The following is a 25,837-nucleotide window of genomic DNA, read 5'->3' on the forward strand; positions in this document are numbered from 1 at the left end:
CGCGATTGCCCGACCGACGGCGCGGCATGGCAGCGTGAAAACTCCCGCGCCGCCTGCCGCCCATTCCCCGTCAATAAACGATCTCGATCTCGCTGCCCGCAAACTCGCCGCGCAGCGCGGCGAGCAGGTCGTCGGAGGGCTTGACGCGCCAGGCGTCGCCCAAGCGCACTTCGCCTTCGGCCCGATCGTTGCGGTAGGCAATCTGCACCGCGAGTCCATTCGGAATGACTGCTTGCGGGCGATCGCCGCGATCGCGCCCGAAGCCGCCGCGCCCACGCGCTTGCGCGGCCGGCGCCGGCAGCGAGTCGTCGGGCTTCGCGCGATACGCTTCGAGCACCGTGCGCAGCGCGAGCGCATTGGCGTTGCCGTTCATCTGCAGCTTCACGGCCTGCGCGTAGCGGCTGCGCGCGCGCTCGAGATCCATCACCGTATCGACGGTAAAGCGAATGCCGCCCGTGAACGCGTCATTGCGCGCCCCGCCCTGCACGACTAGCAGCTCGTCTTCCTTGAAGAGCGCCTTGTGCGCTTCGAACTGCTCGTTGAACACCGTCACTTCGCACTGGCCGGTGCCGTCGTCGAGCAACGCGATCAGCATCTTGCCGCGTTGGGTCATTTGCGTGCGCAACGAAGCGATCACGCCCGCGATGAGCTTGTCGCGCCCTTCCTTCAGCTCGCCGATCTTCTGGCGCACGAAGCGGCGCACTTCGTCCTTGTAGGCGTCGAAGAGGTGCCCCGAGAGGTAGAAGCCGAGCGCGGCCTTCTCTTCCTGAAGCTTGCGCTTCTCGCCCCACGCGGGTTCGTCGACCAGTTCATGCGCGGCGAGCGGCGCGTCGCCCATATCGAACAGGCCCGCCTGCATGGCGTTGGCGCTCGCCTGGTCGGCGGCTTCCATCGCCATCGGCACGGAGGCCAGCAACTGTGCGCGGTTTGCGTGAATCGTGTCGAATGCGCCGGCGCGGATCATCGCTTCGATCGTGCGGCGATTCACGAGACGACGGTCGATGCGCTCGCAGAAGTCGAACAGGTCCTTGAAGGGACCGCCCTCCTCGCGCGCGCGCAAGATTTCTTCGATGGCGTTCTGGCCGCTGCCCTTGATCGCGCCCAGACCGTAGCGGATCGTGCGCGAGCGCTTGCCTTCTGCGACGTTCGAGTCGGCCACCGGCTCGAAGCGATACGCCGAAGCGTTCACGTCCGGCGGCAGCACGGCCATCTTGTTGGTCAGGCAGTCCTCGAAGAGGATCTTCACCTTGTCGGTGTCGTCCATGGCGAGCGACATATTCGCCGCCATGAATTCCGCCGGATGGTGCGCCTTGAGCCACGCCGTGTGATAGGCGAGCAGCGCGTAGGCGGCCGCGTGCGACTTGTTGAAGCCGTAGCCCGCGAACTTCTCCATCAAGTCGAAGGTTTCGTCGGCCTTCTCGCGCGTGAGGCCGTTTTTCGCCGCGCCTTCCGCGAAAATTTCGCGGTGCTTGGCCATTTCCTCGGGCTTCTTCTTACCCATCGCGCGGCGCAGCAAGTCGGCGCCGCCGAGCGAATAGCCGCCGATGATCTGCGCCATCTGCATCACCTGCTCCTGATAGACCATGATGCCGTAGGTCTCTTTCAGAACAGGTTCGACGCGCGGATCGGGATACTCCACCACTTCGCGGCCGTGCTTACGCGCGCAGAAGCTCGGGATCAGGTCCATCGGGCCCGGACGATACAACGCCACGAGCGCGATGATGTCCTCGAAGCGGTCGGGCTGCGCGTCCTTCAGCATGCCCTGCATGCCGCGGCTTTCCAGCTGGAACACGGCGACCGTGTTGGCCTTCTTGAGGATCTGGAACGACGGCGCGTCGTCGAGCGGCACCTCGGCGAGCGACCAGTCTTTCTTCGACGGGTCGAGCATGCGGATATAGCGCTCGGCCCAGTCGAGAATCGTGAGCGTGGTCAGGCCCAGAAAGTCGAACTTCACGAGGCCGACGGCTTCCACGTCGTCCTTGTCGTACTGGCTCACGACGCCGCTTTCGTCGCCCTGCGTATAGAGCGGGCAAAAATCCGTCAGCTTGCCGGGCGCGATCAGCACGCCGCCCGCGTGCATGCCCACGTTACGCGTGAGACCTTCCACGAGCTGCGCGAGGTCGAGCAGCTGGTGCACTTCGTCTTCGTTGTCGTAGCGCTCCTGCAGGAGCGGCTCTTCCTTCATCGCGTCGGCAATCGTGACGTGCTTGCCGGGCTTGAACGGAATGAGCTTGGCCACGCCGTCGGTGAAGTTGTAGCCGAGATCGAGCACGCGGCCGATGTCGCGCACCGCCGCCTTCGCGGCCATCGTGCCGAAGGTCGCGATCTGCGAAACCGCATCGGCGCCGTACTTCTCCTTCACGTACTGAATGACGCGGTCGCGCCCATGCTGGCAGAAGTCGATGTCGAAGTCGGGCATCGAAACGCGTTCCGGATTCAGGAAGCGCTCGAACAGCAGGTTGTAGCGCAGCGGATCGAGGTCGGTAATGCCGAGCGCGTAGGCGACGAGCGAACCCGCGCCCGAGCCCCGGCCCGGTCCCACCGGCACGCCGTTGTTCTTGGCCCAGTTGATGAAGTCCGCAACGATCAGGAAGTAGCCCGGGAAACCCATCTTGATGATGGTCCCGCACTCGAATTCGAGACGCTCGTTGTAGCGCGCGCGCTCCTGCTCGCGTTCGGCTTCGTTCGGATACAGCTGCACGAGGCGCTTTTCGAGGCCTTCTTTCGAAAGCTGCACGAGATAGTCGTCGAGCGACAGGCCGTCGGGCGTCGGGAAGAGCGGCAGCTTCGGCTTGCCGAGTTCGAGCGTGAGGTTGCAGCGCTTGGCGATTTCGATGGTGTTCGCAATGGCCGACGGAATGTCCGCGAACAGCGCGGCCATTTCTTCCTGCGTGCGAAAACGCTGATCGGTCGTGAAGCGCTTCTGGCGGCGCGGATTCGCGAGGATGTCGCCTTCCGAGATGCACACGCGCGCTTCGTGCGCGGTGTATTCCTCGTCGGTCATGAACTGCATGGGGTGCGTGGCGACCACCGGCAGCTTCAGTTGCGACGCGAGCGCCACGGCCTGCTCGACATATTGCTCGCCGCCGGGCTGGCCGCAGCGCTGCAGTTCGATGTAATACGCGTTCGGAAACAGCTTCGCCCAGCGCTGCGCATGGCGCTTCGCACTTTCGGCATTGCCCGCCGCGAGCGCGAGACCCACGTCGCCCTGTTGCGCGCCCGAGATCGCGAGCAGGCCCTCGGCCAGACCTTCTTCGAGCCACGCGACGTCGACTTCCGCGCGGCCGCGGTACTGGTTCGTGAGCCACGCCTTGGAAAGCAGTTCGCACAGATTCAGATAGCCGCGCTTGTCCTTCACCAGCAGCAGAAGGCGCGACGGCTTGTCGCGGTCGTCGGGATTCGTGATCCAGACGTCGCAGCCGGCAATGGGTTTGACCCCTTTGCCGCGCGCTTCGCTGTAGAAACGGACGAGGCCGAATGCGTTGCCTAAGTCGGTGAGCGCGAGCGCGCCCTGGCCGTCTTTGGCCGCCGCCTTGACGAGGTCGTCGAGGCGCACGATGCCGTCGGCAATCGAGAATTCGGAATGGACGCGGAGATGGACGAAGCGGGGATCTGACATGGGCGTCATTGTACCTTCAGGGGCACGCGATTATCGGCGCTCGCTCGCATGCGCGCGCGACAGTGGCCGGGGCGGCCCAACCGATCTGGACAAGTGCTTGCGCGAGCGCAGGCCGCCGCACGGTGTGTCGTCTACGCCGCAGGCGGCGCGAGGCGCGATTGAGGGATAATAGCGGATTGCGCCCGGCGCGCGCCCTGCCCCAATTCCCGTTTTCGGGGACCCGCAGCGAACAGGCAGTACGCGACGCAGCAAGCGACGCACCACGCGCGCCCGGCTCCAGTTTCACGCGCTTTGATAGCGCCTTTCCCGTTGCACCATGCGTATCCTCAATCTATCCGCCTACCAGTTCGCCACGCTCGAGAAGACCGCCGAGTGGCGTCCGCTCGTGCTCGAGCGCTGCAAATCGCTCGATTTGCGGGGCACGATCCTGCTCGCGCCAGAAGGCATCAACCTGTTCGTCGCCGGCGATGAAGGCAACGTGCGCGCCTTCATGGACTACATCAACCACGACCCGCTCTTCGAAGGCAAGTTCGCAACGCTGCGGTTCAAGGAAAGCTTCTCCGAATCGCGGCCCTTCAACCGTATGCTCGTGCGCCTGAAGCGCGAGATCATCACGATGAAGAAGCCCGCGATCCGCCCCGAAGAAGGCCGCGCGCCTTCCGTGGCGCCGGTCGTGCTCAAGCAATGGCTCGACCGCGGCTTCGACGACGAAGGCCGCCCCGTTGTCATGCTCGACACGCGCAACGCGTTCGAAATCGATGTCGGCACGTTCGATAACGCGCTCGACTACCGCATCGACAAGTTCAGCGAATTCCCGGGCGTGATCGAAGCGAACCGCGCCGACCTCGAAGGCAAGACGGTCGTGTCGTTCTGCACGGGCGGCATTCGCTGCGAAAAGGCCGCGATCCACATGAAGGAAGTGGGCATCGAAAGCGTCTACCAGCTCGAAGGCGGCATTCTCAAGTACTTCGAGGAAGTGGGCGGCGCGCACTACAACGGCGACTGCTTCGTGTTCGACCAGCGCACCGCGCTCAATCCGCTGCTCGAACCGACGGACACCGTGCAGTGCTTCGCGTGCCGCGCCGTCGTCACGCCGCAAGAGCAGGCTTCGCCGCTCTACGTGGCAGGCAAGAGCTGCCCGGCGTGCCATCCGGAGCGCGCGGGTGCGACGGATGCGGCGGCCCAGGCTGCCGCTTAAGCCGCGCGCGTGAGCGCATCGCCGCAAGGGTATCGCGGGCGCTTCGCGCCCTCGCCCACTGGCCCGCTGCACTTCGGCTCGCTCGTTTCGGCGCTCGCGAGCTGGCTCGACGCGCGAGCGCATGGCGGCGCGTGGCTCGTGCGCGTGGAAGACATCGACGGCCCGCGCACCGTGCCGGGCGCAGCCGAAGACATTCTCACGACGCTTGCGGCCTTCGGCTTTCACGCCGACGAGCCGCCGCAATGGCAGAGCCGCCGCACCGGCCTGTACCGCGCGGCGCTCGACCGGCTAATCACCTCGGGCCACGTGTACGCGTGCGGCTGCACGCGCAAGGAAATCGCCGATTCGCAAGTGCGTGCGCACCAGCGCAACACCACGCTGATCTATCCGGGCACCTGCCGCGCGGGCCTGCACGGCAAGCCAGCGCGCGCGTGGCGGCTGCGTGTGCCCGACGACGCGCCTTCCAGTACACAAAACCCCGCGCTGATCCGCTTCGACGACCGCTGGCAAGGCCCGCAGCAGCAAGACCTCGCAACCGAAGTCGGCGATTTCGTGCTCCTGCGCGCCGACGGCCAATGGGCCTACCAGCTCGCCGTGGTTGTGGACGACGCCGAACAACGCATCACGCACGTGGTGCGCGGCGCGGACCTGCTCGACTCAACAGCGCGGCAAATCTGGCTCCAGCAGTGTCTTGGCGTGCCAACGCCCGCCTACCTGCACGTGCCTGTTGTGACGAACGCGGAAGGGGACAAGCTCTCGAAGCAGACCGGGGCACAAGCGCTCGATGCGTCACGCCCGCTGGGAGCGTTGCTGGCCGCGGCACGCCATCTGGGCCTCGAATTGCACGACCCTTCGCCCGCAACGCTCGAAGCGTTCCAGCGAGACGCGATCGAAGCGTGGAAGCGGCGGCTCGCGCAATTGCCGGCCACCTAAACAAAAACGGCATGTCGTTGAAGGCGACATGCCGTTTTATCGTTGTGTCGCGCGCCGCTTCGCGCGCTCAAACTCAGTTCGACGAAGACGACGTCGGCTTGTTGCGCCACGACGAGCCGAGACCACCCAGCAGCGCTGCGAGCGGCTGCTTCGACTGCTGTTTTTGCGGTGCGGCGTTCGCGGGCTTGTCTTCAGCCTTGCTGCGCGCGTTAGCCGAAGGCTCGTAAGGCTTCAGGAAAAAATCGTCGATCGGCTGCGAACGATGATGATGCGGGCGGTCGAACGACGCCGCACGGCGGTGCACACCGCGCTCGCCGCGTTCGCCGCGCCCTTCGCGGCCTTCATGACCGTCGCGCTCCCGGCGGCGGCTGCCGCCTTCGTGATGCGGCACCGGCACGTCGACCACGAGGCGCTCCACGGTCAGCGGACGCTTGATGAGCTTCTCGATATCGGCGAGTTGCTTCTTCTCGTTCGGGCTGCACAGCGAAAGCGCGTCACCCGAGGCGCCTGCGCGGCCCGTGCGGCCAATGCGGTGCACATAGTCTTCGGCGTTGAAAGGCAGGTCGAAGTTGATGACGGCGGGCAGCTCCGCGATGTCGAGGCCGCGCGCGGCCACGTCGGTCGCCACGAGCGCTTCGATTTCGCCGCGCTTGAAGGCGTCGAGCGCCTGCATGCGCTCGTTCTGCGAGCGGTCGCCGTGAATCGCCGCCGCGACGATGCCCTGCTTTTCGATCTGGCGGGCCAGGCGGCTCGCGCCGATCTTGCTGTTGCAGAACACGATCACCTGTTTGAGACCGCGGTCGCGGATCAGCTGAACGACCGCGCCAGTCTTGTCGCCCTCGGCAACTTCGTACACGACCTGGGTGACATTGGTCGCCGTGGAGTTGCTGCGCGCCACCTCGATGGTCTGCGGCGTGCGCAGATAGGTCGCGGCAAGCTTCTTGATCTCGCCCGAGAACGTGGCCGAGAACAGCAGCGTCTGGCGCTCCTTCGGCAGCAGGTTCAGGATGCGCTGCAGGTCGGGCAGGAAGCCCATGTCGAGCATGCGGTCGGCTTCGTCGAGCACGAGCATCTGCACCTGGCCGAGGCTCGTGGTCTTTTGCTGCACGTGGTCGAGCAGGCGGCCAGGTGTCGCGATCAGGATTTCCACGCCGCGGCGCAGCTCGTCGGACTGCGGATTCATGTCGACGCCGCCGAACACCACCGCGCTGCGCAGCGGCGTGTGCTGCGCGTAGGTGCGCACGTTGTTCGCGACCTGATCGGCCAGTTCGCGCGTAGGCGTGAGAATCAGCGCGCGCACCGGATGGCGTGCGGGCGAAGCGCTCGTACTCGCCATCGGCAGGAGGCGCTGCAGGATCGGCAGCGAGAAACTCGCGGTCTTGCCCGTGCCGGTTTGCGCGGCGCCCATCACGTCGCGGCCCGTGAGCACCACGGGAATCGCCTGCGCCTGGATCGGCGTGGGCGTCGTGTAGCCTTGCTCCTTGATGGCCCGGAGGATTTCGGGGGCCAGACCAAACTGGTCAAAGTTCGCAGTGCTGGGCGTGACGGCTGTGTCGGACATGGTGGCTTCGCTATAAAGGCGCTATTCGCGCAAGGCGCGGGAGCGCCTCAAAAGGTCACTGCTGGGCATTGCAGGTCGATGCAAAGGCGCCGGACAACACGTCAGGCGCCCTGCGGCGACGGGCGGAACGCACGCCCGCGAGGGCCTCCCGGCAAACGGATGGCCCGGGATGGCCCGTGGACGACGAGAGAATCTGCCGGGGACGGGGCGCTGGCTCCATCGCCGCGCTCGCTCGGGTTCAACCCGGCCAGACTCACTCGATTCCAGATGGTTCCGGCGCCGCCCTCGTCTATCGACTGGCGCGCGCACCGGATTGGTCAAAACGGCCCGACCGGCATTTCAGGCCGATCCAGCAAGCCTCGGGGCGGCTTGTCGCCCGCTTGTTACTCGCGTGTCGCTCGCTTGTTACTCGCGTGTCACCCGCGCCCTGCCGGCGTTCTGCCCGCCCGTTGCGGCAGACGCAAAGGGCCGAAAGGCCGGTATTGTAGCACCTTGGCATAAATCCCTATGGCAGCAGGCCATGCGTTCTGCAACACGGCGCACGGGAGAACCCCGTGCGCCGTGCGACGATGCATCGCGCCCTTTTTTCTCCGGGCCCGCTGCTCACCACGTCTCGCGCATCACCATCAGCCGCAGCTCAGTCATGTCCTCGATCGCGTAGCGCACGCCCTCGCGCCCGAGGCCGGAGTCCTTCACGCCGCCGTACGGCATGTTATCGACGCGAAATGACGGAATATCGTTGATCACCACGCCGCCCACGTCGAGGCCGTCCCACGCGCGGTGCGCGTTGGCGAGCGAGTCGGTGAACACGCCGGCCTGCAGGCCGAAATCGCTGTCGTTGACGATCTCCAAAGCCTTGCCGAAGTCGTCGAAGCGCTCCAGGATCGCCACCGGCCCGAACGCCTCCTTGCGGTAGAGGTCGGTGTCGCGGCCCACGTTCTCGAGCAACGTGGCCTCGAACATCGCGCCGTCCACCTTGCCGCCCGCGATGATCTTCGCGCCCGCGAGCACCGCGCTCTCCATCCAGCCTGCGAGGCGCTTCGACTCGGATTCGGAGATCATCGGCCCGACAAAGGTGTTCTCGTCCTTCGGGTCGCCCATCTTGAGCGTCTTGACCTTGGCGATGAGCTTTTCGCGCAGCGCGTCGTAAAGCGACGCGTGCACGAGAATGCGCTGCACGCCAATGCAGCTCTGTCCCGACTGATAGTACGCGCCGAACGCGAGGCGCTCGACCACATAGTCCAGCTTGCCGCCCTGATCGGCGTCGACGATGGCCGCCGCGTTGCCGCCCAACTCCAGCACCACCTTCTTCTTGCCGGCCTTCCTCTTGAGGTCCCAGCCCACCGCGGGCGAGCCCGTGAACGAGAGCAGCTTGAAGCGCTCGTCGGTCGTGAAGAGGTCGGCGCCGTCGCGGTGCGCGGGCAGGATCGAGAAGGCGCCCTTGGGCAAATCCGTCTCCGCCAGCACCTCGCCGATGATCAGCGCGCCCACCGGCGTGCGGCTCGCGGGCTTCAGCACGAACGGCACGCCGGCGGCGAGCGCCGGTGCGACCTTGTGCGCAGCCAGATTGAGCGGGAAATTGAACGGCGAAATGAACGAGCACGGTCCGATCGGCACGCGTTTCACGTAGCCGTGATAGCCCTTCGCGCGCGCCGAAATCTCGAGATTCACGATCTCGCCGTTGATACGCACGCTCTCTTCGGCGGCCACGCGAAACGTGTCGATCAGGCGTGTCGCCTCGCCGCGCGAGTCGTTGATCGGCTTGCCCGCCTCGATGCACAGCGCCATCGCCAGCTCGTCGAAGCGCTCGCGAAAGCGCGCCACGCAATGATCGATCACGGCCTGGCGCTTGTACGGCGGGAACGCGCGCATGGCGGGCATGGCGGCTTCGGCGGCGGCGATGGCCTGGTCGATCGCTTTCGCGTCGGCGAGCGCGACGCGCGTGGCGACTTCGCCGCTGTATTTGTCGGTGACTTCGAGGTCGGTGTTGGCGGCGACGGCCTCGTTGGCCAGGTAGTACGGATAAGTCGGTTTGAGCATGACGGGGTTCTCCGTAATGACAACGTCAAAGCTGCGTCAAAGCTGCGCGCTCAGGCGCTTGATGTCGCGATTGAGCACGCGCTCGTTGTCCGAGTAATCGATGGGCACGTCGATCAGGTGCACGCCGGGTTGGGCGAGACACTGCTCGACGAGCGGCTTGAACTCGTCCGCCGAACCCACGCGGTGGCCATGCGCGCCGTAGCTTTGCGCATAGTCGACAAAATCGGGGTTCTGCAGCGTCATCCCGTAGTCAGGGAAATTCATGTTTTCCTGCTTCCAGCGGATCATGCCGAACGCGTCGTCGCGCAGCAGCAGCACGACCAGATCGAGCTTCAGGCGCACCGCCGTTTCCAGCTCCTGCGAATTCATCATGAAACCGCCGTCGCCGCACACGGCCACGACCTTGCGCTGCGGATGCACGATCTTGGTGGCGATGGCCGAGGGCAGCCCCGCGCCCATCGAGGCGAGCGCGTTGTCGAGCAGGATCGAATTGGGCTCACGCGCGCGGTAGTAGCGCGCGAACCAGATCTTGTACATGCCGTTGTCGAGGCACAGGATGCCGTCGTCGGGCATCGCGTCGTACACGTCGTGCACGAGCCGCACCGGATACATGGGAAAGCGCTCGTCGTGCTGCCCTTTGGCAAGATGCGCCTCGAAATGGCGCTTGATCTCCTCGAAGCGGGCGAAGTCCCACGCGTGCTCGCGCGGCTTGAGACTTTCCTTGAGTTGCCACACGGCGTTGGCGATGTCGCCCACCACCTCGATCTGCGGGAAATACACGGGGTCGACTTCCGCACCGAGAAAATTCACGTGGATGACGGTTTTCTCTTCCGCGCTGCGCATGAAAAACGGCGGCTTCTCGATCACGTCGTGGCCGACGTTGATGATGCAGTCGGCGTGCTCGATCGCGCGGTGCACGAAGTCGCCGTCCGAGAGCGTGGCGTTGCCGAGCCAGAGCGGGTGCGATTCGTCGATCACGCCCTTGCCCATCTGCGTGGTGAAGAACGGGATGCCGGTTTCGTCGACGAACTCGCGCAGCACGTTGCGCGTGGTCTTGCGGTTTCCGCCCGCGCCGATCATGAGGAGCGGATGGCGCGCCTTGCAGATCGCCCCGACCGCATGGGCAACCGCTTTTTCCTCGGCCACGGGCCGGCGGCTGAAGCTCTTGGGAATGGGCTTGCCGTCGCCCTCTTCGTCGGCTACGTCTTCGGGCAGTTCGAGATGCACGGCGCCGGGCCGCTCCTGCTCGGCCTGGCGAAACGCCTCGCGCACGAGCGCCGGAATATTGCCGATGGAGACGATCTGCCGCGCGTACTTGGTGAGCGGCTCCATCATGCGCACCACGTCGACGATCTGGAAGTGGCCCTGCTTGCTCGACTTGATGGGCTTCTGGCCCGTGACCATCAGCATGGGCATGCCGCCCAGCTGCGCGTACGCGGCGGCGGTCACGAAGTTGGTGGCGCCGGGCCCGAGCGTGGCGAGGCACACGCCGGTGCGGCCCGTGAGCCGTCCGTAAGTGGCGGCCATGAAGCCCGCGGCCTGCTCGTGGCGCGTGACGATCAGACGAATCTTCGAGCGCCGCAGCGATTCGAGCAGATCGAGGTTTTCTTCCCCGGGAATACCAAACACATATTCGACGCCTTCGGCTTCGAGCGCCTTCACGAACAGATCCGATGCTTTCATCGACCACCTCGTTGGCAAGAGCGTGGCCGGCGGCGCGGGCGGCAGCCGGCCTTCGCGAACAGGCCGACAGGTTACTCCCGCAAGGCGGAATGTGTCGTGAAGCGTGCGTGCGGCGTTAGCGCATGATCGTCGCGCAGCCGGAGAGCACCGGCTTCGGGCTCGCGTCGGACGTGACGTCGTAGAGATCCGCGCCGGGACCCTTGGTCCACCAGGTGTAGCGCTCGGCGACGTACTTCACGCCCGAGGCGGCGATCACGCCGACGAAGAGGAGCTTGCGGCCTTCCACGGGCACGAGCGCGAAGCTCTGGCCGTTGGCCGCGTTGAGATAGGTGACCTTGAAGCTCTTGCCGTTCGCGCAGGTGTAGCTGAACGTGTGGCGCGACTGGACCTGGATATCGCGCACTTCGAGCGGGGCCGCGTGCGCCACGTCGAGGTGCAGCGCGGCCGCGAGACCACAGGCTGTCAGCGCGAGCGCGCCGCCGATCCGAATTGCGCGGATTGCGCCGCTTCGAGCATCGATCATCGTGTTCTCCGTGTGTTGCGTTGCCCGTGCGCGTGACGCCATTTTGCATTCACGCGTGAAGGATTGGCTCACACGATAACCGGCACGCGCGCCGGCCGCCTTGTGCGCGGCCAATGCAGCGCGCTCGCCGCACACTCACTGCGCGGCGTCGCCCGGCACCGGACGCACCGCCGCGGCCGCTTCGCGGGCGCGCGAGCGGGCCTCGTCGGTGTCGGCGCCCGTAGCGAGCGCAACACCCATGCGGCGCTTCACGAAGCTCTCGGGCTTGCCGAAAAGGCGCAGGTCCGCGCCCGGCACGGCAAGCGCCTGCGCGACGCCCTCGAACGCGATGCCGCGCGCGTCCATGCCGCCGTAGATCACCGCCGATGCGCCCGGACCGCGCGCCGTCGTATCGACAGGCAGACCGAGGATCGCGCGCGCGTGCAGCTCGAACTCGGAAAAGCGCTGCGAGGCGAGCGTGACGAGCCCCGTGTCGTGCGGACGCGGGCTCACTTCCGAGAACCACACCTCGTCACCGCGCACGAACAGCTCCACGCCGAAGAGGCCTCGGCCGCCCAGCGCCTCAGTCACCTTGTGTGAGATCTCGCGCGAGCGCTCGAGCGCCTTCGCGCTCATCGGCTGCGGCTGCCACGATTCGACGTAATCGCCGTCCACCTGGAGGTGGCCGATCGGATCGCAGAAATACGTTTGCACCTGGCCGCTCGCCGGGTCGATGGCGCGCACGGTGAGCTGCGTGATTTCATAGTCGAAGTTGATGAAGCCCTCGACGATCACGCGCCCGCGATTCACACGGCCGCCTGCCAGCGCATAGTCCCAGGCGCGCTCGACGTCGGCGTCGCTGCGCACGACCGACTGCCCCTTGCCCGACGACGACATTACCGGCTTCACCACACACGGGTAGCCCACCTTGGCGACGCCGGCCTTCAGCTCGTCGAGCGAATCGGCAAACGCGTAGGGCGAGGTGGCGAGGCCGAGTTCCTCGGCGGCGAGGCGCCGGATGCCCTCGCGGTTCATCGTGAGCTGCGCGGCGCGCGCGGTCGGGATCACCTCGGCGACGCCCTCGGCTTCGACGGCGGCGAGCGCGTCGGTGGCGATCGCTTCGATTTCGGGCACGACGAGATGCGGGCGCTCGGCGTCGATGAGCGCACGCAGCGCCTTGGGATCGGCCATGTCGATCACGTGCGCGCGATGCGCAACTTGATGGCCAGGCGCATTTTCATAGCGATCGACGGCGATCACCTCAACGCCAAGACGCTGCAGCGCGATGATCACTTCCTTGCCAAGCTCGCCCGCGCCGAGCAGCATGACACGGGTGGCGGAAGCGGAAAGCGGCGTGCCGATGCGGGGGCGGGTTTGCATGATGTCTCCAGAATGGCGGTATGGCGCAAATGCGTAAGAGCGCCGATGTTAACACGCGGCATTGCCGCGGCGAGGCGCTCTGGACCGCCGGCGGCCACCCGCTTCACGCGCTGTGCGCGCACGTTTGCGCTCGCATGCTGCAGCGCGGTGCGTTACGCTTACGCCTTCGCCGATTACGAGGAACGATGCGATGCCTATCCGCCAGACGCACAGCCAGACGCCGAGCCAGAGTCCGCGCGTGAATATGCGCCAGCGCCTGCGCCCGGCCCACGGCGTATTCGCGCGCAAGCTGGCCTCGCGCACGGCGATGCTCGCTGCGGCCCTGCTCGTGTGCGCGTGCAAGCTGCCGGTGCACACGGACGCCTCCGCGCCGCTGCCCGATCCGTTCAACCCCGCTACGACCCAGTTGCTCGACAACACGCACTGGCAGCTCACGGAGTGGAAGCGCGCCGACGGCACGCTGCGCGCCGTGCCGGGCCCGAACGCCGACGCCAGCAATACCGACAACCCCGTTGCCCGCCCCATCACGCTCGACCTCTCGACCGAGAGCGGCCAGCGCCGCGCAAGCGGTTTTTCGGGCTGCAACCGTTATTTCGGCGCCTATGCGCTGAAAAACGGCCTGCTCTCGTTCAGCCAGCTCGGCGGCACGCGCATGGCGTGCATCGGCGCGGGCGGCGATATCGAGGGCCCCTACCTGGAAGCGCTCTCGCATATCGCGCGCTCGGGCGTGCAGATGCGCCCTCCGCGATCGCTCTTTCTCGTGCTCGAAAACGGCGACCGCCTGACGTTCGCCGAGCAAAGCGCCGAGGCCAAGCCCGGCGTTGCGCCGGGCGCCGCCTCCGACGCCAAACCGGCGCAGTGAACGCTGCCCGCATGAACCGCCGCGCCCTTGCCCGGCGCGGCTCTTTTTTTGTTGCGCGCGAACCAAAACAGCGTGCGCAGGGTCTTTGGCGTGTCGGGCGCGCAACGCCCGCCGGGCCGAGCGCAACACAGTCCTCAAGTGGATGGCGGCGCGCAGGGGCCGAGCGGTTACACTCCACACGTCGCACACCTTCTCTACGTACATCTTTGGCATGCACACGGTAGTTCCTGGCTGGTTCGGCGTTTCGGCCGTCTGGTTCATCCCTCTGATCTGGCGTCTCGTCAAGTCCGTGCTGCCCGGCGGCGCGGGCCTGCGCGGTCCGGGCACGATCCGGCTCTGGCTCGGCTTCCTTGGTGTGCTCGTCGCGAGCTGCGCGCTCGAGGCGACGCTCATCGACATCGCCGGTTTCGACGCGCTCGGCCACGCACTATTGGGCGGGCTCGGCAAGCTCATCGGCCACGCGGCCGCGCCGCTCGCCATGACGGCGCTCCTCCTCGTGAGCTTGCCGTGGCTGCTCGACTTCCATTGGCGCGAATTCCTCGCCTGGGCCGACATCTCGCTCGGGCTCGGCCTGAACATCCGCGCCGCGCGCGAGACCGACGAGAGCCCGCGCCGCGAACGCCGCAGTCGCCGCGCCGCCGCCGAAGAGGGACTTCCCGCCCATAGCGCCGCCACCGTCAACCTGCCGATGCCCGGCGACGGCGCACGGCGCAAGCGGCCGACGATCTGGCGCCCGCCTGCACGTGAAGCGCGCGATGCACGCGATGCACGCGACGGTCGCGATCTCTCGCGCAATGCCGGCGCGATGGCCGCGGGACTTGGCGCAGCGTCGACCGCGGCCGCCGCGCAGGACGCTTTTGCGGATAGCGCGCCGTGGCGCGCCGAACCAGGCTTCCGGGCTCCGGCCGATTCTTCCGCGGCATGGGCACGCACCGAGCCGACCGCGGCCGCCGACTGGCTGCGCGGCACGCGTGCTCCGGCGGCTCCGGTGCAAACTGCGCCGAGAGCACCGATGGAGCCGCCACGCATGCCATTGCAGCAAGGCGCGCCGCTTGGCGACGCGCGCCGCCAGCCAACGCGTGGCGCGGGCACTGCCTCGGATATGGCGAGCGTGCATGGCGCACCGGGCATCCCCGCGCAACCCAATGCGCCGTGGCGCGCTGAGCCGGGCCTTGCGCGGCCGGCCATGGCCGCCGCGACCGTGGGCGCACGCACGGCGTCGGCGTCGGCAGCGGTGCACGGTGCGCCGCTCGCGGCCGGTACCGCTGCGGCAGCAGCCGCCGTGCGCAGTGCCGCGTTCGGCTCGACGCCGGCGCCGCTCGATCCGCTGACTTCGCCGTTCGCGCAGCCAGTCACGCCGCGCCGCTCGGCGCCGCCGCCCGCGGCAGGCAGCACGGCAGCGCGCGCCGCGGCCGCAGCGCCGCCCCGCGTCGCGAAGCCGCCGCGTCCGTACGTCTGGCAAGGCCAGCCGGCGCGCGTGAACCCTCGCCCGCCCATGGCTGCGCCACGCGCGCCGTTCACCTCGCAACTGGCCGACACGCCGCCCGCTACGCCCACGTACTCGCGCCCCGCGTCCACCAGCGCGCCGCAAGCGGAAGCGCCGCTGTCGATGAGCGTGCTCGAAACGTTGCGTTCGATCGAAGAAAACGCCGCACGCTGGACGTCCCTCGCCGGCGCGAGCCTTGCACGCCGCACCCTCGACGAAGCGGGCACACTCGCGGGCGAAGAGGAAGCGCACGCGCAATTCCCGAGCGCCCCGCCAGACATGTCGAAGACGGCGCTGCCGGTGACGCCTTCGGGCGTATCGATGGAAGCGACGTTCGCACCAGTCACGCAGCAGGACGATGACGCCATCTCGCCGAACCGGGGCGTGCAATCGCTGGACGAGGTGCACGCCGCGCTGCAGCCGCACAACACGTCGACACCCTGGACGCCCGCTGCAAAGGCTGCCCCCTACCCTTCCGAGATTCAGCGCGCCGCGGCATACGAGCCGAAGACGGTCAGCGCCGACGACACGGCAATGCCAACTTCGTGGCAACCGGTGCACACCCATGTGGACGAAGCCGCGCATGACGCATTGAGCGCAGCGACCGGCGTCGAGCCTGTGCAAGCCGCGGCGGCAGAGGCCGCAACGCCGTCCTCCTGGCCCACGCTGGATCACGGCATGCCATGGATCCTGCTCGACGACGAACCGTCGGCCGCCGCGCCCACGGAAACCCACGCCGCCGAGCCGTTCTACACGTTCACGCCGTTGCCGGTGCACGAACAGGCGCCCGCGCCTGAGGTGGCAGTTGCTCCCGTTGCGGTGCCAGCACCCGCAGTCGCACACACACCGGTTGCAGCAAGCGTACAAGCGTCGCAGCCCGCTCCCGCCGAGTCGCAGGATGCAAACGACGCATCGGACGCGGCGAACATCGTGCACTTGCCCCGTTTCGTTCGCGAGACACAACCGGAGGTGGCCGCGGCGCCTGCGCATCACGCAGCGCCCGTTGACGAGCAACCGCTGGACGCAAGCACCCGCACCGAAGTTGTCGATACGGCGTCGGCGGCGACCCTCGACGAATCTGCGTACGGCACATACGGCCGCACGTTCGAAACATCCGCGCGCGCAACGCCTGCACCTGTCGCGCCCACCGTCGCGCATGCAGCTCCCGCGACGCCGTTCGACGCAACGCCTTCGCTGGCGGCAGAGCACAAGGCGAGCGAGTCTTTCGCCCCTGTTGCGCGCGTCGTCGATGAGCACCCCGCGGTTTTCGATGAAGCGCATGAGCTTGCGAACGCCGCGGCGGCGCAAGCATTGCCGGCAGTTGAAGCGCCGGCAACTCCGGCACCGGGTTTCGACGCGACGCCCCTGCCCGCTGTGCAGCAAACGCCGGCACCCGTAGCAACGCCGCCGTGGGTCGCCGAACCGCAGCCGGAATACCGTCCTGCACCTGCCGAAGCCACGTTCACGCCTGGCCCTTCGCATCCCGCAGTACCGGTTGCCACACCGATCGCGGCGCCCTACCCCGCCGTCGCGACCGAACCGGGCGCCGCAAGCCCCGCCTTCGAGCCCGAGCCCGAAGTCATCGAAGCCCCCGAAGTCATCGAAGCCCCCGAAGCCGTCGAAGCGCCCGAACCGGCAGTCCAGCGCCCCGCCGTACGCGGCCACGCGCCCACGGCGTTCGCGTTCGAGCCGCTGAGCGCCTCGGCGGTCGAACTGCCGGGGCTCGAACTGCTCGAGCGCGCGTCGTCCGAGATCGAGCCGGTCTCCGAGCAGAAGCTCGCCGAAACGAGCCAGCTGATCGAGCAGCGCCTCCAGGAGTTCAAGGTCCCTGTGACGGTGGTCGGCGCGTCGGCGGGCCCCGTGATCACGCGCTTCGAAGTGGAACCCGCGCTCGGCGTGCGCGGAAGCCAGATCGTCGGCCTCATGAAGGACCTCTCGCGCGGCCTTGGCCTCACGTCGATCCGCGTGGTCGAAACGATCCCCGGCAAGACCTGCATGGGCCTCGAATTGCCGAATGCGCGCCGCCAGATGATCCGCCTCTCCGAGATCCTCGAATCGGCGCCGTACCACCGCTCGCAATCGAAGCTCACGATCGCGATGGGCAAGGACATCGTCGGCCATCCGATCGTCACTGATCTCGCCAAGGCGCCGCACATGCTCGTCGCGGGCACGACCGGTTCCGGCAAGTCGGTGGCGATCAACGCGATGATCCTCTCGCTGCTCTACAAGGCGACGCCCGAGGACGTGCGGCTCATCATGATCGACCCGAAGATGCTCGAGCTTTCCGTGTACGAAGGCATTCCGCATCTGCTCGCGCCGGTCGTGACCGACATGAAGCTCGCCGCCAACGCGCTCAACTGGTGCGTGGGCGAAATGGAGAAGCGCTACCGGCTGATGTCGGCGGTGGGCGTGCGCAATCTCGCGGGCTTCAACCAGAAGATCCGCGACGCCGAAGCGCACGAAAAGAAGATCGGCAACCCGTTCTCGCTCACGCCGGAAGCGCCCGAGCCGCTCTCGCCGCTGCCGATGATCGTGGTCGTGATCGACGAGCTCGCCGACCTCATGATGGTCGCGGGCAAGAAGATCGAAGAGTTGATCGCGCGTCTCGCGCAGAAGGCGCGCGCCGCCGGCATCCACCTGATCCTCGCGACCCAGCGTCCTTCGGTGGACGTGATCACCGGGCTCATCAAGGCGAATATTCCGACCCGCGTGGCGTTCCAGGTGTCGTCGAAGATCGACTCGCGCACGATCCTCGACCAGATGGGCGCGGAGTCGCTGCTCGGCCAGGGCGACATGCTGTTCCTGCCGCCGGGCACGGGCTACCCGCAGCGCGTGCACGGTGCGTTCGTCGCCGACGAGGAAGTGCACGCCGTGGTGGAGTATCTGAAGCAGTTTGGCGAGCCCGAGTACGTCGAAGGCATTCTCGACGGCCCGGCTTCCGAAGGTGCGCCGCAGGATCTCTTCGGCGACTCGCCCGACGCCGAGGCCGACCCGCTCTACGACGAGGCCGTGGCCTTCGTCGTGCGCACGCGGCGCGCGTCGATCTCGTCGGTGCAGCGGCAGTTGCGCATCGGCTACAACCGCGCTGCGCGTCTGGTCGAGCAAATGGAGACGGCGGGCCTCGTCTCGCCGATGGGCATCAACGGCAGCCGCGAAGTGCTCGTGCCCGGCGGCGGCCAGGGCGAATAAAAAAAGGCGCGAAACTCGCCTTTTTTCTTCAACTCAACACACGCGCGCGTTACCGCGCGACGAACTTGAAATCGACCGGCGAGCCGATCTCGACGCGCTTCGGGTTCGGCTCCAGCAAACCGGTCTGCTGATCGCGGCGGAACACGTAGACGGTATCGCTGTTCTGGTTGCCGACGATGAGCCACTGCCCGGTCGGATCGATCGCGAACTCGCGCGGCGACTTGCCAAGGCTCGACTGGCGCCCCACGCGTTTTAACTTCCCGCTGGCGCCATCGACGGCGAAGATCGAGATGTCGTTGGCGTCGCCGCGATTCGAGACGTAGAGGAACTTGCCGTCCGGCGAAAGATGCAGCGCCGCCGCGCCCTGCGTGCCCTTGAAGCCCGGCTCCGCCAGCTTCTCGACCTGCTCGAGCTTCATATGCCCGTCGTGGTACGCAAACACCGTCACGGTGGCGGTCAGCTCGCTCGTGAGATATGCGTGACGGCCGTCATTGCCGAAGATCAGGTGACGCGGACCGCTGCCCGACTTCACGTCGGTATAGCGCCACTCGGTCGGGCTCACGAGCCCGCGGCTGCCGTCTGGCGTGTAAAGGTAGGTCCACAGCTTGTCGGTGCCGAGATCCTGGGTGAAGAGATAGTGGCCGTCCGGCGAAAACACCGTCGAGTGCACGTGCGCGTTGTCCTGACGCCCCTTCACGGGACCACCGCCCTCGTGATGCACGGTCAGCACGGACTCGCCAAGCTTGCCGTCCTGCTGCACGGGCAGGACGGCGAAGCTGCCGCCGGGGTCGGCCGCGACCGAATAGTTCGCCACGAAGAGATAGCGCCCATCCGGCGAAAGGCTCAGGTAGCACGGATCGTTGCCCTGCGCCGACACCTTGTTGAGAAACGTGAGCTGCCCGCTCGCGGCGTCGAAGCCGAATGCGCTCACGTCGCCGCGCAGGCTGGCGGGACCGTTGTCGCCGGGCAGTTCGTTCACGGCGTAGACAAAGCGGTTGTCCTTGCTCACCACGAGAAACGAGGGATTCACCGTCTTCGCTACGCTGACCGGCTGCATGTCGCCAGTTTGCGTATTGAAGTGGTAGACGTAGAGGCCCTCGCTCTTGCCGCCCGTATACGTGCCGACGATCAGGTTGTAGACGCCGCCTGCGGACGCGGTCGTGGATGCGGATTGCGCGAACGCATGCGTCGCGGCGACGGAAGCCATGATGACAACACCTTTGATGAGCTGGCTGAGGAGACGTGCGCGGAGATGCGCGCGGAGATGCGCGGGTCCGCGCGCACGGGCAGTGGAACGGGAGGGCGCGGGCACGGCGTTTGCGGCGGCACGGCGAAGGAACATGTCGACCTCCTTTTTCTTGTCGATGCAGTAAAGCGGATCGGCCCTCGTCGCGACGCTGACCGTACCCGTCTCGCTTTCGTCTGATACATGAGACACCGGCCCAGTATAAGAGAGGTCGCAAACGCCCGCCCCGCCGGCGCGCAGCAACGAGTCGCGCGGAAAAGGCGCGAAAAATCGCAGCGAAAAAGGGATCAACGCTCAGGATCGAAACCCGCCGCAATCAGGGAGCCGTCATGAACATTCACGTCGCCATCGGGCCGCTCGTCGCGCTCATCGCAGGCATTCTGATTCTTGCCGTGCCGCGCCTGCTCAACTATATCGTCGCGCTGTATCTGATCATCATCGGGATCATCGGGCTATTCGGCGTAAACGGCCATCTGTGACGCGCCTCGTCACGCTCGCCAACGTTTGTTGACGCCGGCGAGATGAGTATTTGCACGTGCTGCCGCGCAAAACGCATTGCGCAGGCGGCCCCGCTGCCACTACTCTTGTGCGTGCATGCCGCGCGCACTGTCCTGCACGCGGCGAGCGGCTTTCGTTTTCGAGCAACGCTGTCAATCTGCTTACTATGCCCGCACCCATTGAAGACTATGCATTGATCGGCGACGGCCACACGGCCGCGCTCGTTTCCCGCGCCGGCTCCATCGACTGGCTCTGCTGGCCGCGCTTCGACTCCGGCGCCTGCTTCGCCGCCCTGCTCGGCACCGAGGAGAACGGCCGCTGGCTCATCGCGCCCGCCCAGCCCGCTGATGGCGCGAAAGTCGAGATCAAGACCACGCGCCGCTATCGCGGCGACACGCTGATCCTCGAAACCGATTTCGAAACGCCCGAGGGCGCGGTCACGCTCATCGACTTCATGCCGCCCGGCAACGGCTGGTCCGAACTCGTGCGTATCGTCGTGGGGCGGCGCGGCACCGTGCGCATGGAAAGCCAGCTCGTGCTGCGCTTCGACTATGGCTTTTCGGTGCCGTGGGTCAGCCGTCTCACCTACGAAAGCGGCATCAAGGCGACAGTGGGCCCGGACACGGTCGTGCTGCGCACGCCGGTCGACCTCGAGGGCGAAAACATGCACACTGTCGCGCAGTTCGAGGTGAAAGAAGGCGAACGCGTGCCGTTCTCGCTTTCCTACGCCGCCTCGCACCTGCGTCTGCCGCCGCCGCGCGATCCGTTCACGGCGCTTGCGCGCACGGAGAACTTCTGGACCGAATGGGCCTCGCGCAGCACGGTGGAAGGCCGCTGGGCCGAACCGATCCGCCGCTCGCTCATCACGCTCAAGGCATTGGCCTATGAGCCCACCGGCGGCATCGTCGCCGCGCCCACCACGTCGCTGCCCGAACAACTGGGCGGCACGCGCAACTGGGACTACCGCTACTGCTGGCTGCGCGACGCGACGATCACGCTGCTCGCGATGATGCGCGGCGGCTACTACGACGAGGCGCGCGCATGGCGTGCGTGGCTGGGCCGCGTGATGGCGGGCTCGCCCTCGCAGCTGCAGATCATGTACGGGCTCGCCGGCGAGCGCCGCCTGCCCGAATTCGAACTCGACTGGCTGCCCGGCTACGAAGGCGCGAAACCCGTGCGCGTGGGCAACAACGCAGTCGGCCAGCTGCAGCTCGACGTGTACGGCGAAGTGATGAACGCACTGCACCTCGCGCGCGTGGGCGGCTTGCAGGCCGACGACACCGCGTGGTCGATCCAGTGCGCGATGCTCGAACACCTCGAAACGATCTGGACCGCGCCCGACGAAGGCATCTGGGAAACGCGCGGCGGCCGCCAGCACTTCACGTTCTCGAAGGTCATGGCGTGGGTCGCGTTCGACCGCGCGATCAAATCGGCGGAAAAATTCGACCTGCCCGGCCCGCTCGATCACTGGCGCGAACTGCGCTCGACGATACACGCGACCATTTGCGAGCACAGCTTCAACAAGGATCTGAACTCCTTCACGCAGATCTACGGCGGCACCGACCTCGACGCGAGCCTGCTGCTCATGCCGCTGGTCGGCTTCCTGCCTGCGGCAGATCCTCGCATTGCGGGCACGGTCGCGGCGATCGAGCGCGATCTGATGTGTGAAGGTTTTGTGATGCGCTACCGCACCACCGAATTCAACGATGGACTGCCGCCCGGGGAAGGCACCTTCCTTGCGTGCAGTTTCTGGATGGTCGACAACCTGGCCCTGCAAGGCCGCATGGACGACGCACGCCGCATGTACGAGCGCCTGCTCTCGCTCGCCAATGACGTGGGATTGCTCGCCGAGGAATATGACCCCATTGCGGGGCGTCTGGTCGGCAACTTCCCGCAGGCGTTCTCGCATGTGGCGCTCGTGCATACCGGCTTGAACCTCATGCGGCATGAACAGGACATGGCGAAGGAAACGGGACATCCGGCGGTCGACGGCGCGTCGGCCGAGCCAGCTGTTGCATCCGCATCGTAAATGTTCGAAAGCGCCTGGACGTTTTTGCGAGCTGGGGTACACTAGGCATGCTGCGTTGCACAACGGCCAGGCGCAGAACAGTACCGCCCGCGCTAAAGCCCGCCGGGCGGCGGCCGATAAACAACCTGATTGACTGACCGACCAACCTTGCCGGCCCGCATCTGTTCCGCGCCTCACCCGCGCGCGACCCGGGTGCGAACCGCTCCTTGAAGATGCCGGAGCGCCCATGCTCTATCAAATCCGTGAATTCCAGCGTGCGTTGTTGAGCCCGCTGACCGCCTGGGCCCAGGCCGCCTCGAAATCGTTCTCGAATCCGACGAGCCCGTTTTCACTCGTGCCGGGCGCCACGCGCTTCGCCGCGGGCTACGAACTGCTCTATCGCCTCGGCAAGGACTACGAGAAGCCCGAGTTCAACATTCGCCAGATCGTGAAGGACGGCTTCAATATTCCGATCGTCGAGCAAACCATCATCGAAAAGCCGTTCTGCCGCCTGCTGCGCTTCAAGCGCTACGCCGACGACACCGGCGCCGTGGCCGCGCTCAAGGACGAGCCGAGCGTGCTCGTGTGCGCGCCGCTCTCGGGCCACCACTCCACGCTGCTGCGCGACACCGTGCGCACCCTGCTGCAGGACCACAAGGTGTACATCACCGACTGGATCGACGCGCGCATGGTGCCGCTCGAAGCCGGTGCGTTCCATCTCGACGACTACGTGGCGTACATCCAGGAATTCATCCGCCATATCGGCGCGAAGAACCTGCACGTGCTGTCCGTTTGCCAGCCGACGGTGCCCGTGCTCGCGGCCATCTCGCTCATGGCGAGCCGCGGCGAAGACACCCCGCTCACGATGACGATGATGGGCGGCCCGATCGACGCGCGCCGCAGCCCCACCGCCGTCAACTCGCTCGCCACCGAACACTCGCTCGACTGGTTTGCGAACAACGTGATCCATACGGTGCCGGCCAACTATCCGGGCGAAGGGCGCGAGGTGTATCCGGGCTTCCTGCAGCACGCGGGTTTCGTCGCAATGAATCCGGGCCGTCACACTACGGCGCATTGGGACTTCTACAAGAGCCTGCTGCGCGGCGACGAAGAGGACGCCGAAGCACATCGCCAGTTCTACGACGAATACAACGCGGTGCTCGACATGGCCGCCGAGTATTACCTCGAGACCATCCGCACTGTGTTCCAGGATTTCAGTCTCGCTGAAGGCACGTGGGACGTGGCCGGCGAACGCGTGCGTCCGCAGGACATTCGCGACACGGCGCTCTTCACGATCGAGGGCGAGCTCGACGACATTTCGGGCGCGGGCCAGACGCGCGCCGCGCACGACCTGTGCACGGGCATTCCCGAGGCGAACCGGCATCATCTGACCGCCGAGAAGTGCGGCCACTACGGCATCTTCTCGGGCCGCCGCTGGCGCACGATCATCTATCCGCAACTGCGCGATTTCATCCGTCAACACCAGCAGGGCGCCGGCCAATCGGGCAAAGAAACGCCTGCCCGCGGCCGCTCCGCACAAGGCGCTGTCGCCTGACGCAGACGCGCGCTCCATGCGAGCGCACACAGTACGCGCCAGCAGCACAACCCGCGCGCCGTCCCAGGACGGCGCGCGGCGTTTGTGGAGCGTGAAACGATCTCGTGCGCTTCGCTTGCGCTACTTGCGCATCAGATACGCGAGCAGCATTTCCGTGTTGAGCTGAATCATTTCCGCGCGCTCGGCAGCCGAACTGAAGTCACGACCGAGCGTGGCGTTCAGCGTATAACGGTTCGATACGATGTAGTAACCCATACCCGAGAGCGTCACATAAAGCCGCAGTGGATCGATGCTCGGGCGGAACAGTCCCGCAGACTCGCCGCGTGTGAGGATCGAGCCGAGCGTCGCGACGATCGGCGAGATCATCTCGCGAATTCGTGTGGACTTCTGCATATAGCGCGCCTCGTGCAGATTCTCGTTGTTCACGAGCCGCAGCAGTTCCGGATTGTCTCGATAGTAGTCCCACACGAAATGCGCAAGCCGCGTGATCGCCTCGACGGGTGCAAGCCCCGCGAGATCGAGCGCGCGCTCGGCTTCGTTGAGCGCGCCGAATGCGTGCTCAAGCACTGCCGTGAACAGTTGCTCCTTGCTGCCGAAGTAGTAGTAGAGCATGCGCTCATTGGTTTCCGCGCGTCGCGCGATCTGGTCGACGCGTGCGCCGAACAGGCCGCCATTGGCGAATTCTTCCGCCGCGGCGAGCAGAATGCGGCGGCGTGTGCCTTCAGGATCTCTTTTGATTTTTGGCTGATTCATGGTGGCAGGATCTCGTTAAGCCGCGTTGTCCGGTTTACGTTGTCGGGCGGTACCACGCCGGGCCTCTCCTAGCCCTGGGATCGACAAACGTTGTGCGGGGCGCGCCAGGTTAATGGACAGACACCCTCCGACCTACGGTCTTGCGTTCCTTCTTGTTTGTTTGATGTCGTTGCGAGCCGACACCGTTCTTCCCCCTGTCGCTTCATGCAAGACGCCATGCCAGCCGCCCATGCATTGCGCCACGCTTTTACGTCTACTGATTCCCCCTCAACCGCAAAGCGCTTCGCATTAAGCGCTTTGATTATGGCACATGGCCCGCCGATGGCAATGCGGGAAATCGGCGATAATGCAAGCTTTGGCGCTGTGCGTGTGCGCCCTGTCAGGCCAGCCGCGTAACCCTGCGCATGGCCATGTGCGCCCAAGGTCGCGCCACCGCCCGCCCCGCCCCGATGTAGCGAACGTGAACGATTCCAAAACACTCGCAGATCGCATCGAAGATCTGCTGCCCCAGACCCAATGCACGAAGTGCGGCTACGACGGCTGCCGGCCCTATGCCGAAGCCGTGGCAGCCAGCACCGCCAATTACAACCAGTGTCCGCCCGGCGGTCTCGAAGGCGTCGAGCGCCTCGCGAAACTGCTCGGCAAACCCGTCATCCCGATCAATCCGGACAACGGCGTGGAGCGCCCGCGTCCCGTGGCGTTCATCGACGAACAACTGTGCATCGGCTGCACGCTGTGCATGCAGGCATGTCCCGTCGACGCGATCGTGGGCGCGCCCAAGCAGATGCACACGATCGTCGAGGATCAGTGCACGGGCTGCGACCTGTGCGTCGCGCCCTGCCCGGTCGACTGCATCGCAATGATTCCTGTTACGGGCGAAGCAACCGGCTGGGACGCATGGACACAACAGCAGGCCGACGAAGCCCGCGTGCGACATGACCGGCGCGCAGCGCGCCAGGCCGCCGAACGCAATGCGGCCGAAGCGCGCGCCGCGGCACGCCGCGCGGCCACGAGCGCGCCTGCCGCCCCGGCACCGCAAGACACCGCCATGCAGCCCGCAAGCCCCTCCGCCGACGACGCCGAAGCGAAGAAGAAAGCGATCATCCAGGCGGCACTCGAACGTGCACGCCGCAAGAAGGCGGAACTGGCTGAACAGGGTGTGGGACCGCGCAACGTCGAGCACGTGAGCGCCGATGTTCAAGCGCAGATCGACGCCGCCGAGGCGCGCCGCAAGCGTATCGGTATCGAGTCGAATGCATCGGACGCAGCGAATCCGGCGCCCGACGACGACAAGCCCGCGCGCTAGCGCATCGCACTGCCAAAG

The 25,837-nt window shown here is 66.4% G+C and carries 16 protein-coding genes; 8 read left to right on the plus strand and 8 right to left on the minus strand.

Features of this window, described 5'->3' with window-relative positions; translation table 11 throughout:
* Positions 1 to 70 precede the first annotated feature (70 nt).
* Positions 71 to 3,628, minus strand: coding sequence for a DNA polymerase III subunit alpha (gene dnaE / locus U5A57_RS27145; RefSeq protein ID WP_321914711.1), 3,558 nt, complete (start codon positions 3,626 to 3,628; stop codon positions 71 to 73).
* 307 nt (positions 3,629 to 3,935) lie between these two features.
* Between dnaE and U5A57_RS27150 the strand changes: the two genes are divergently transcribed.
* A complete protein-coding gene (locus U5A57_RS27150) occupies positions 3,936 to 4,817 on the plus strand; it encodes a sulfurtransferase (RefSeq protein WP_321914712.1) in 882 nt (293 codons plus the stop codon).
* Between the two features lie 9 nt (positions 4,818 to 4,826).
* Entirely contained in the window at positions 4,827 to 5,750 is a 924-nt protein-coding gene (gluQRS, locus tag U5A57_RS27155) for a tRNA glutamyl-Q(34) synthetase GluQRS (RefSeq protein ID WP_321914713.1), read from the plus strand.
* A 73-nt stretch (positions 5,751 to 5,823) separates the two neighbouring features.
* Here gluQRS and U5A57_RS27160 read toward each other — a convergent pair whose 3' ends face one another.
* The 5 genes from U5A57_RS27160 to purT form a co-directional block, all read right to left on the minus strand.
* Positions 5,824 to 7,311, minus strand: coding sequence for a DEAD/DEAH box helicase (locus U5A57_RS27160; protein ID WP_321914714.1), 1,488 nt, complete (start codon positions 7,309 to 7,311; stop codon positions 5,824 to 5,826).
* Between the two features lie 603 nt (positions 7,312 to 7,914).
* Complete coding sequence (locus tag U5A57_RS27165; RefSeq protein WP_321914715.1) at positions 7,915 to 9,351, minus strand: aldehyde dehydrogenase family protein; 1,437 nt, start codon at positions 9,349 to 9,351, stop codon at positions 7,915 to 7,917.
* 36 nt (positions 9,352 to 9,387) lie between these two features.
* On the minus strand, positions 9,388 to 11,034 hold the full coding sequence (locus U5A57_RS27170) for an acetolactate synthase large subunit (RefSeq protein WP_321914716.1): 1,647 nt from the start codon (positions 11,032 to 11,034) through the stop codon (positions 9,388 to 9,390).
* 115 nt (positions 11,035 to 11,149) lie between these two features.
* Positions 11,150 to 11,557: an MliC family protein gene (locus U5A57_RS27175; protein WP_321914717.1), complete on the minus strand. Its 408-nt coding sequence runs from the start codon at positions 11,555 to 11,557 to the stop codon at positions 11,150 to 11,152.
* Between the two features lie 135 nt (positions 11,558 to 11,692).
* Positions 11,693 to 12,916, minus strand: coding sequence for a formate-dependent phosphoribosylglycinamide formyltransferase (gene purT / locus U5A57_RS27180; RefSeq protein ID WP_069265349.1), 1,224 nt, complete (start codon positions 12,914 to 12,916; stop codon positions 11,693 to 11,695).
* Between the two features lie 190 nt (positions 12,917 to 13,106).
* Here purT and U5A57_RS27185 point away from each other — a divergent pair, with 190 nt between their 5' ends.
* Positions 13,107 to 13,778, plus strand: coding sequence for an META domain-containing protein (locus U5A57_RS27185; RefSeq protein ID WP_415774321.1), 672 nt, complete (start codon positions 13,107 to 13,109; stop codon positions 13,776 to 13,778).
* 211 nt (positions 13,779 to 13,989) lie between these two features.
* Positions 13,990 to 18,453 carry a DNA translocase FtsK gene (locus tag U5A57_RS27190; protein WP_321914718.1) on the plus strand — a complete coding sequence of 1,488 codons (4,464 nt, stop codon included), beginning with the start codon at positions 13,990 to 13,992 and terminating at the stop codon, positions 18,451 to 18,453.
* A 49-nt stretch (positions 18,454 to 18,502) separates the two neighbouring features.
* Here the strand turns inward: U5A57_RS27190 and U5A57_RS27195 are convergent, their stop codons facing one another.
* Positions 18,503 to 19,795, minus strand: a complete 1,293-nt coding sequence (locus U5A57_RS27195) for a lactonase family protein (protein ID WP_415774667.1) — start codon at positions 19,793 to 19,795, stop codon at positions 18,503 to 18,505.
* A gap of 233 nt (positions 19,796 to 20,028) precedes the next feature.
* Here U5A57_RS27195 and U5A57_RS27200 point away from each other — a divergent pair, with 233 nt between their 5' ends.
* The 3 genes from U5A57_RS27200 (at position 20,029) to U5A57_RS27210 (ending at position 23,760) form a co-directional block, all read left to right on the plus strand.
* On the plus strand, positions 20,029 to 20,178 hold the full coding sequence (locus U5A57_RS27200) for a DUF3096 domain-containing protein (protein WP_158757331.1): 150 nt from the start codon (positions 20,029 to 20,031) through the stop codon (positions 20,176 to 20,178).
* 185 nt (positions 20,179 to 20,363) lie between these two features.
* A complete protein-coding gene (locus tag U5A57_RS27205) occupies positions 20,364 to 22,226 on the plus strand; it encodes a glycoside hydrolase family 15 protein (protein ID WP_321914721.1) in 1,863 nt (620 codons plus the stop codon).
* A gap of 226 nt (positions 22,227 to 22,452) precedes the next feature.
* Positions 22,453 to 23,760 (plus strand): polyhydroxyalkanoate depolymerase, encoded by a 1,308-nt coding sequence (locus U5A57_RS27210; protein WP_321914722.1) that lies wholly within the window; start codon positions 22,453 to 22,455, stop codon positions 23,758 to 23,760.
* 120 nt (positions 23,761 to 23,880) lie between these two features.
* Here U5A57_RS27210 and U5A57_RS27215 read toward each other — a convergent pair whose 3' ends face one another.
* Complete coding sequence (locus tag U5A57_RS27215) at positions 23,881 to 24,513, minus strand: TetR family transcriptional regulator (protein WP_321914723.1); 633 nt, start codon at positions 24,511 to 24,513, stop codon at positions 23,881 to 23,883.
* Between the two features lie 460 nt (positions 24,514 to 24,973).
* Here U5A57_RS27215 and rsxB point away from each other — a divergent pair, with 460 nt between their 5' ends.
* Entirely contained in the window at positions 24,974 to 25,819 is an 846-nt protein-coding gene (gene rsxB / locus U5A57_RS27220; protein ID WP_321914724.1) for an electron transport complex subunit RsxB, read from the plus strand.
* Positions 25,820 to 25,837: the final 18 nt, after the last annotated feature.

The sequence above is a fragment of the Paraburkholderia sp. J11-2 genome, assembly GCF_905220185.1.
GTDB lineage: Bacteria > Pseudomonadota > Gammaproteobacteria > Burkholderiales > Burkholderiaceae > Paraburkholderia.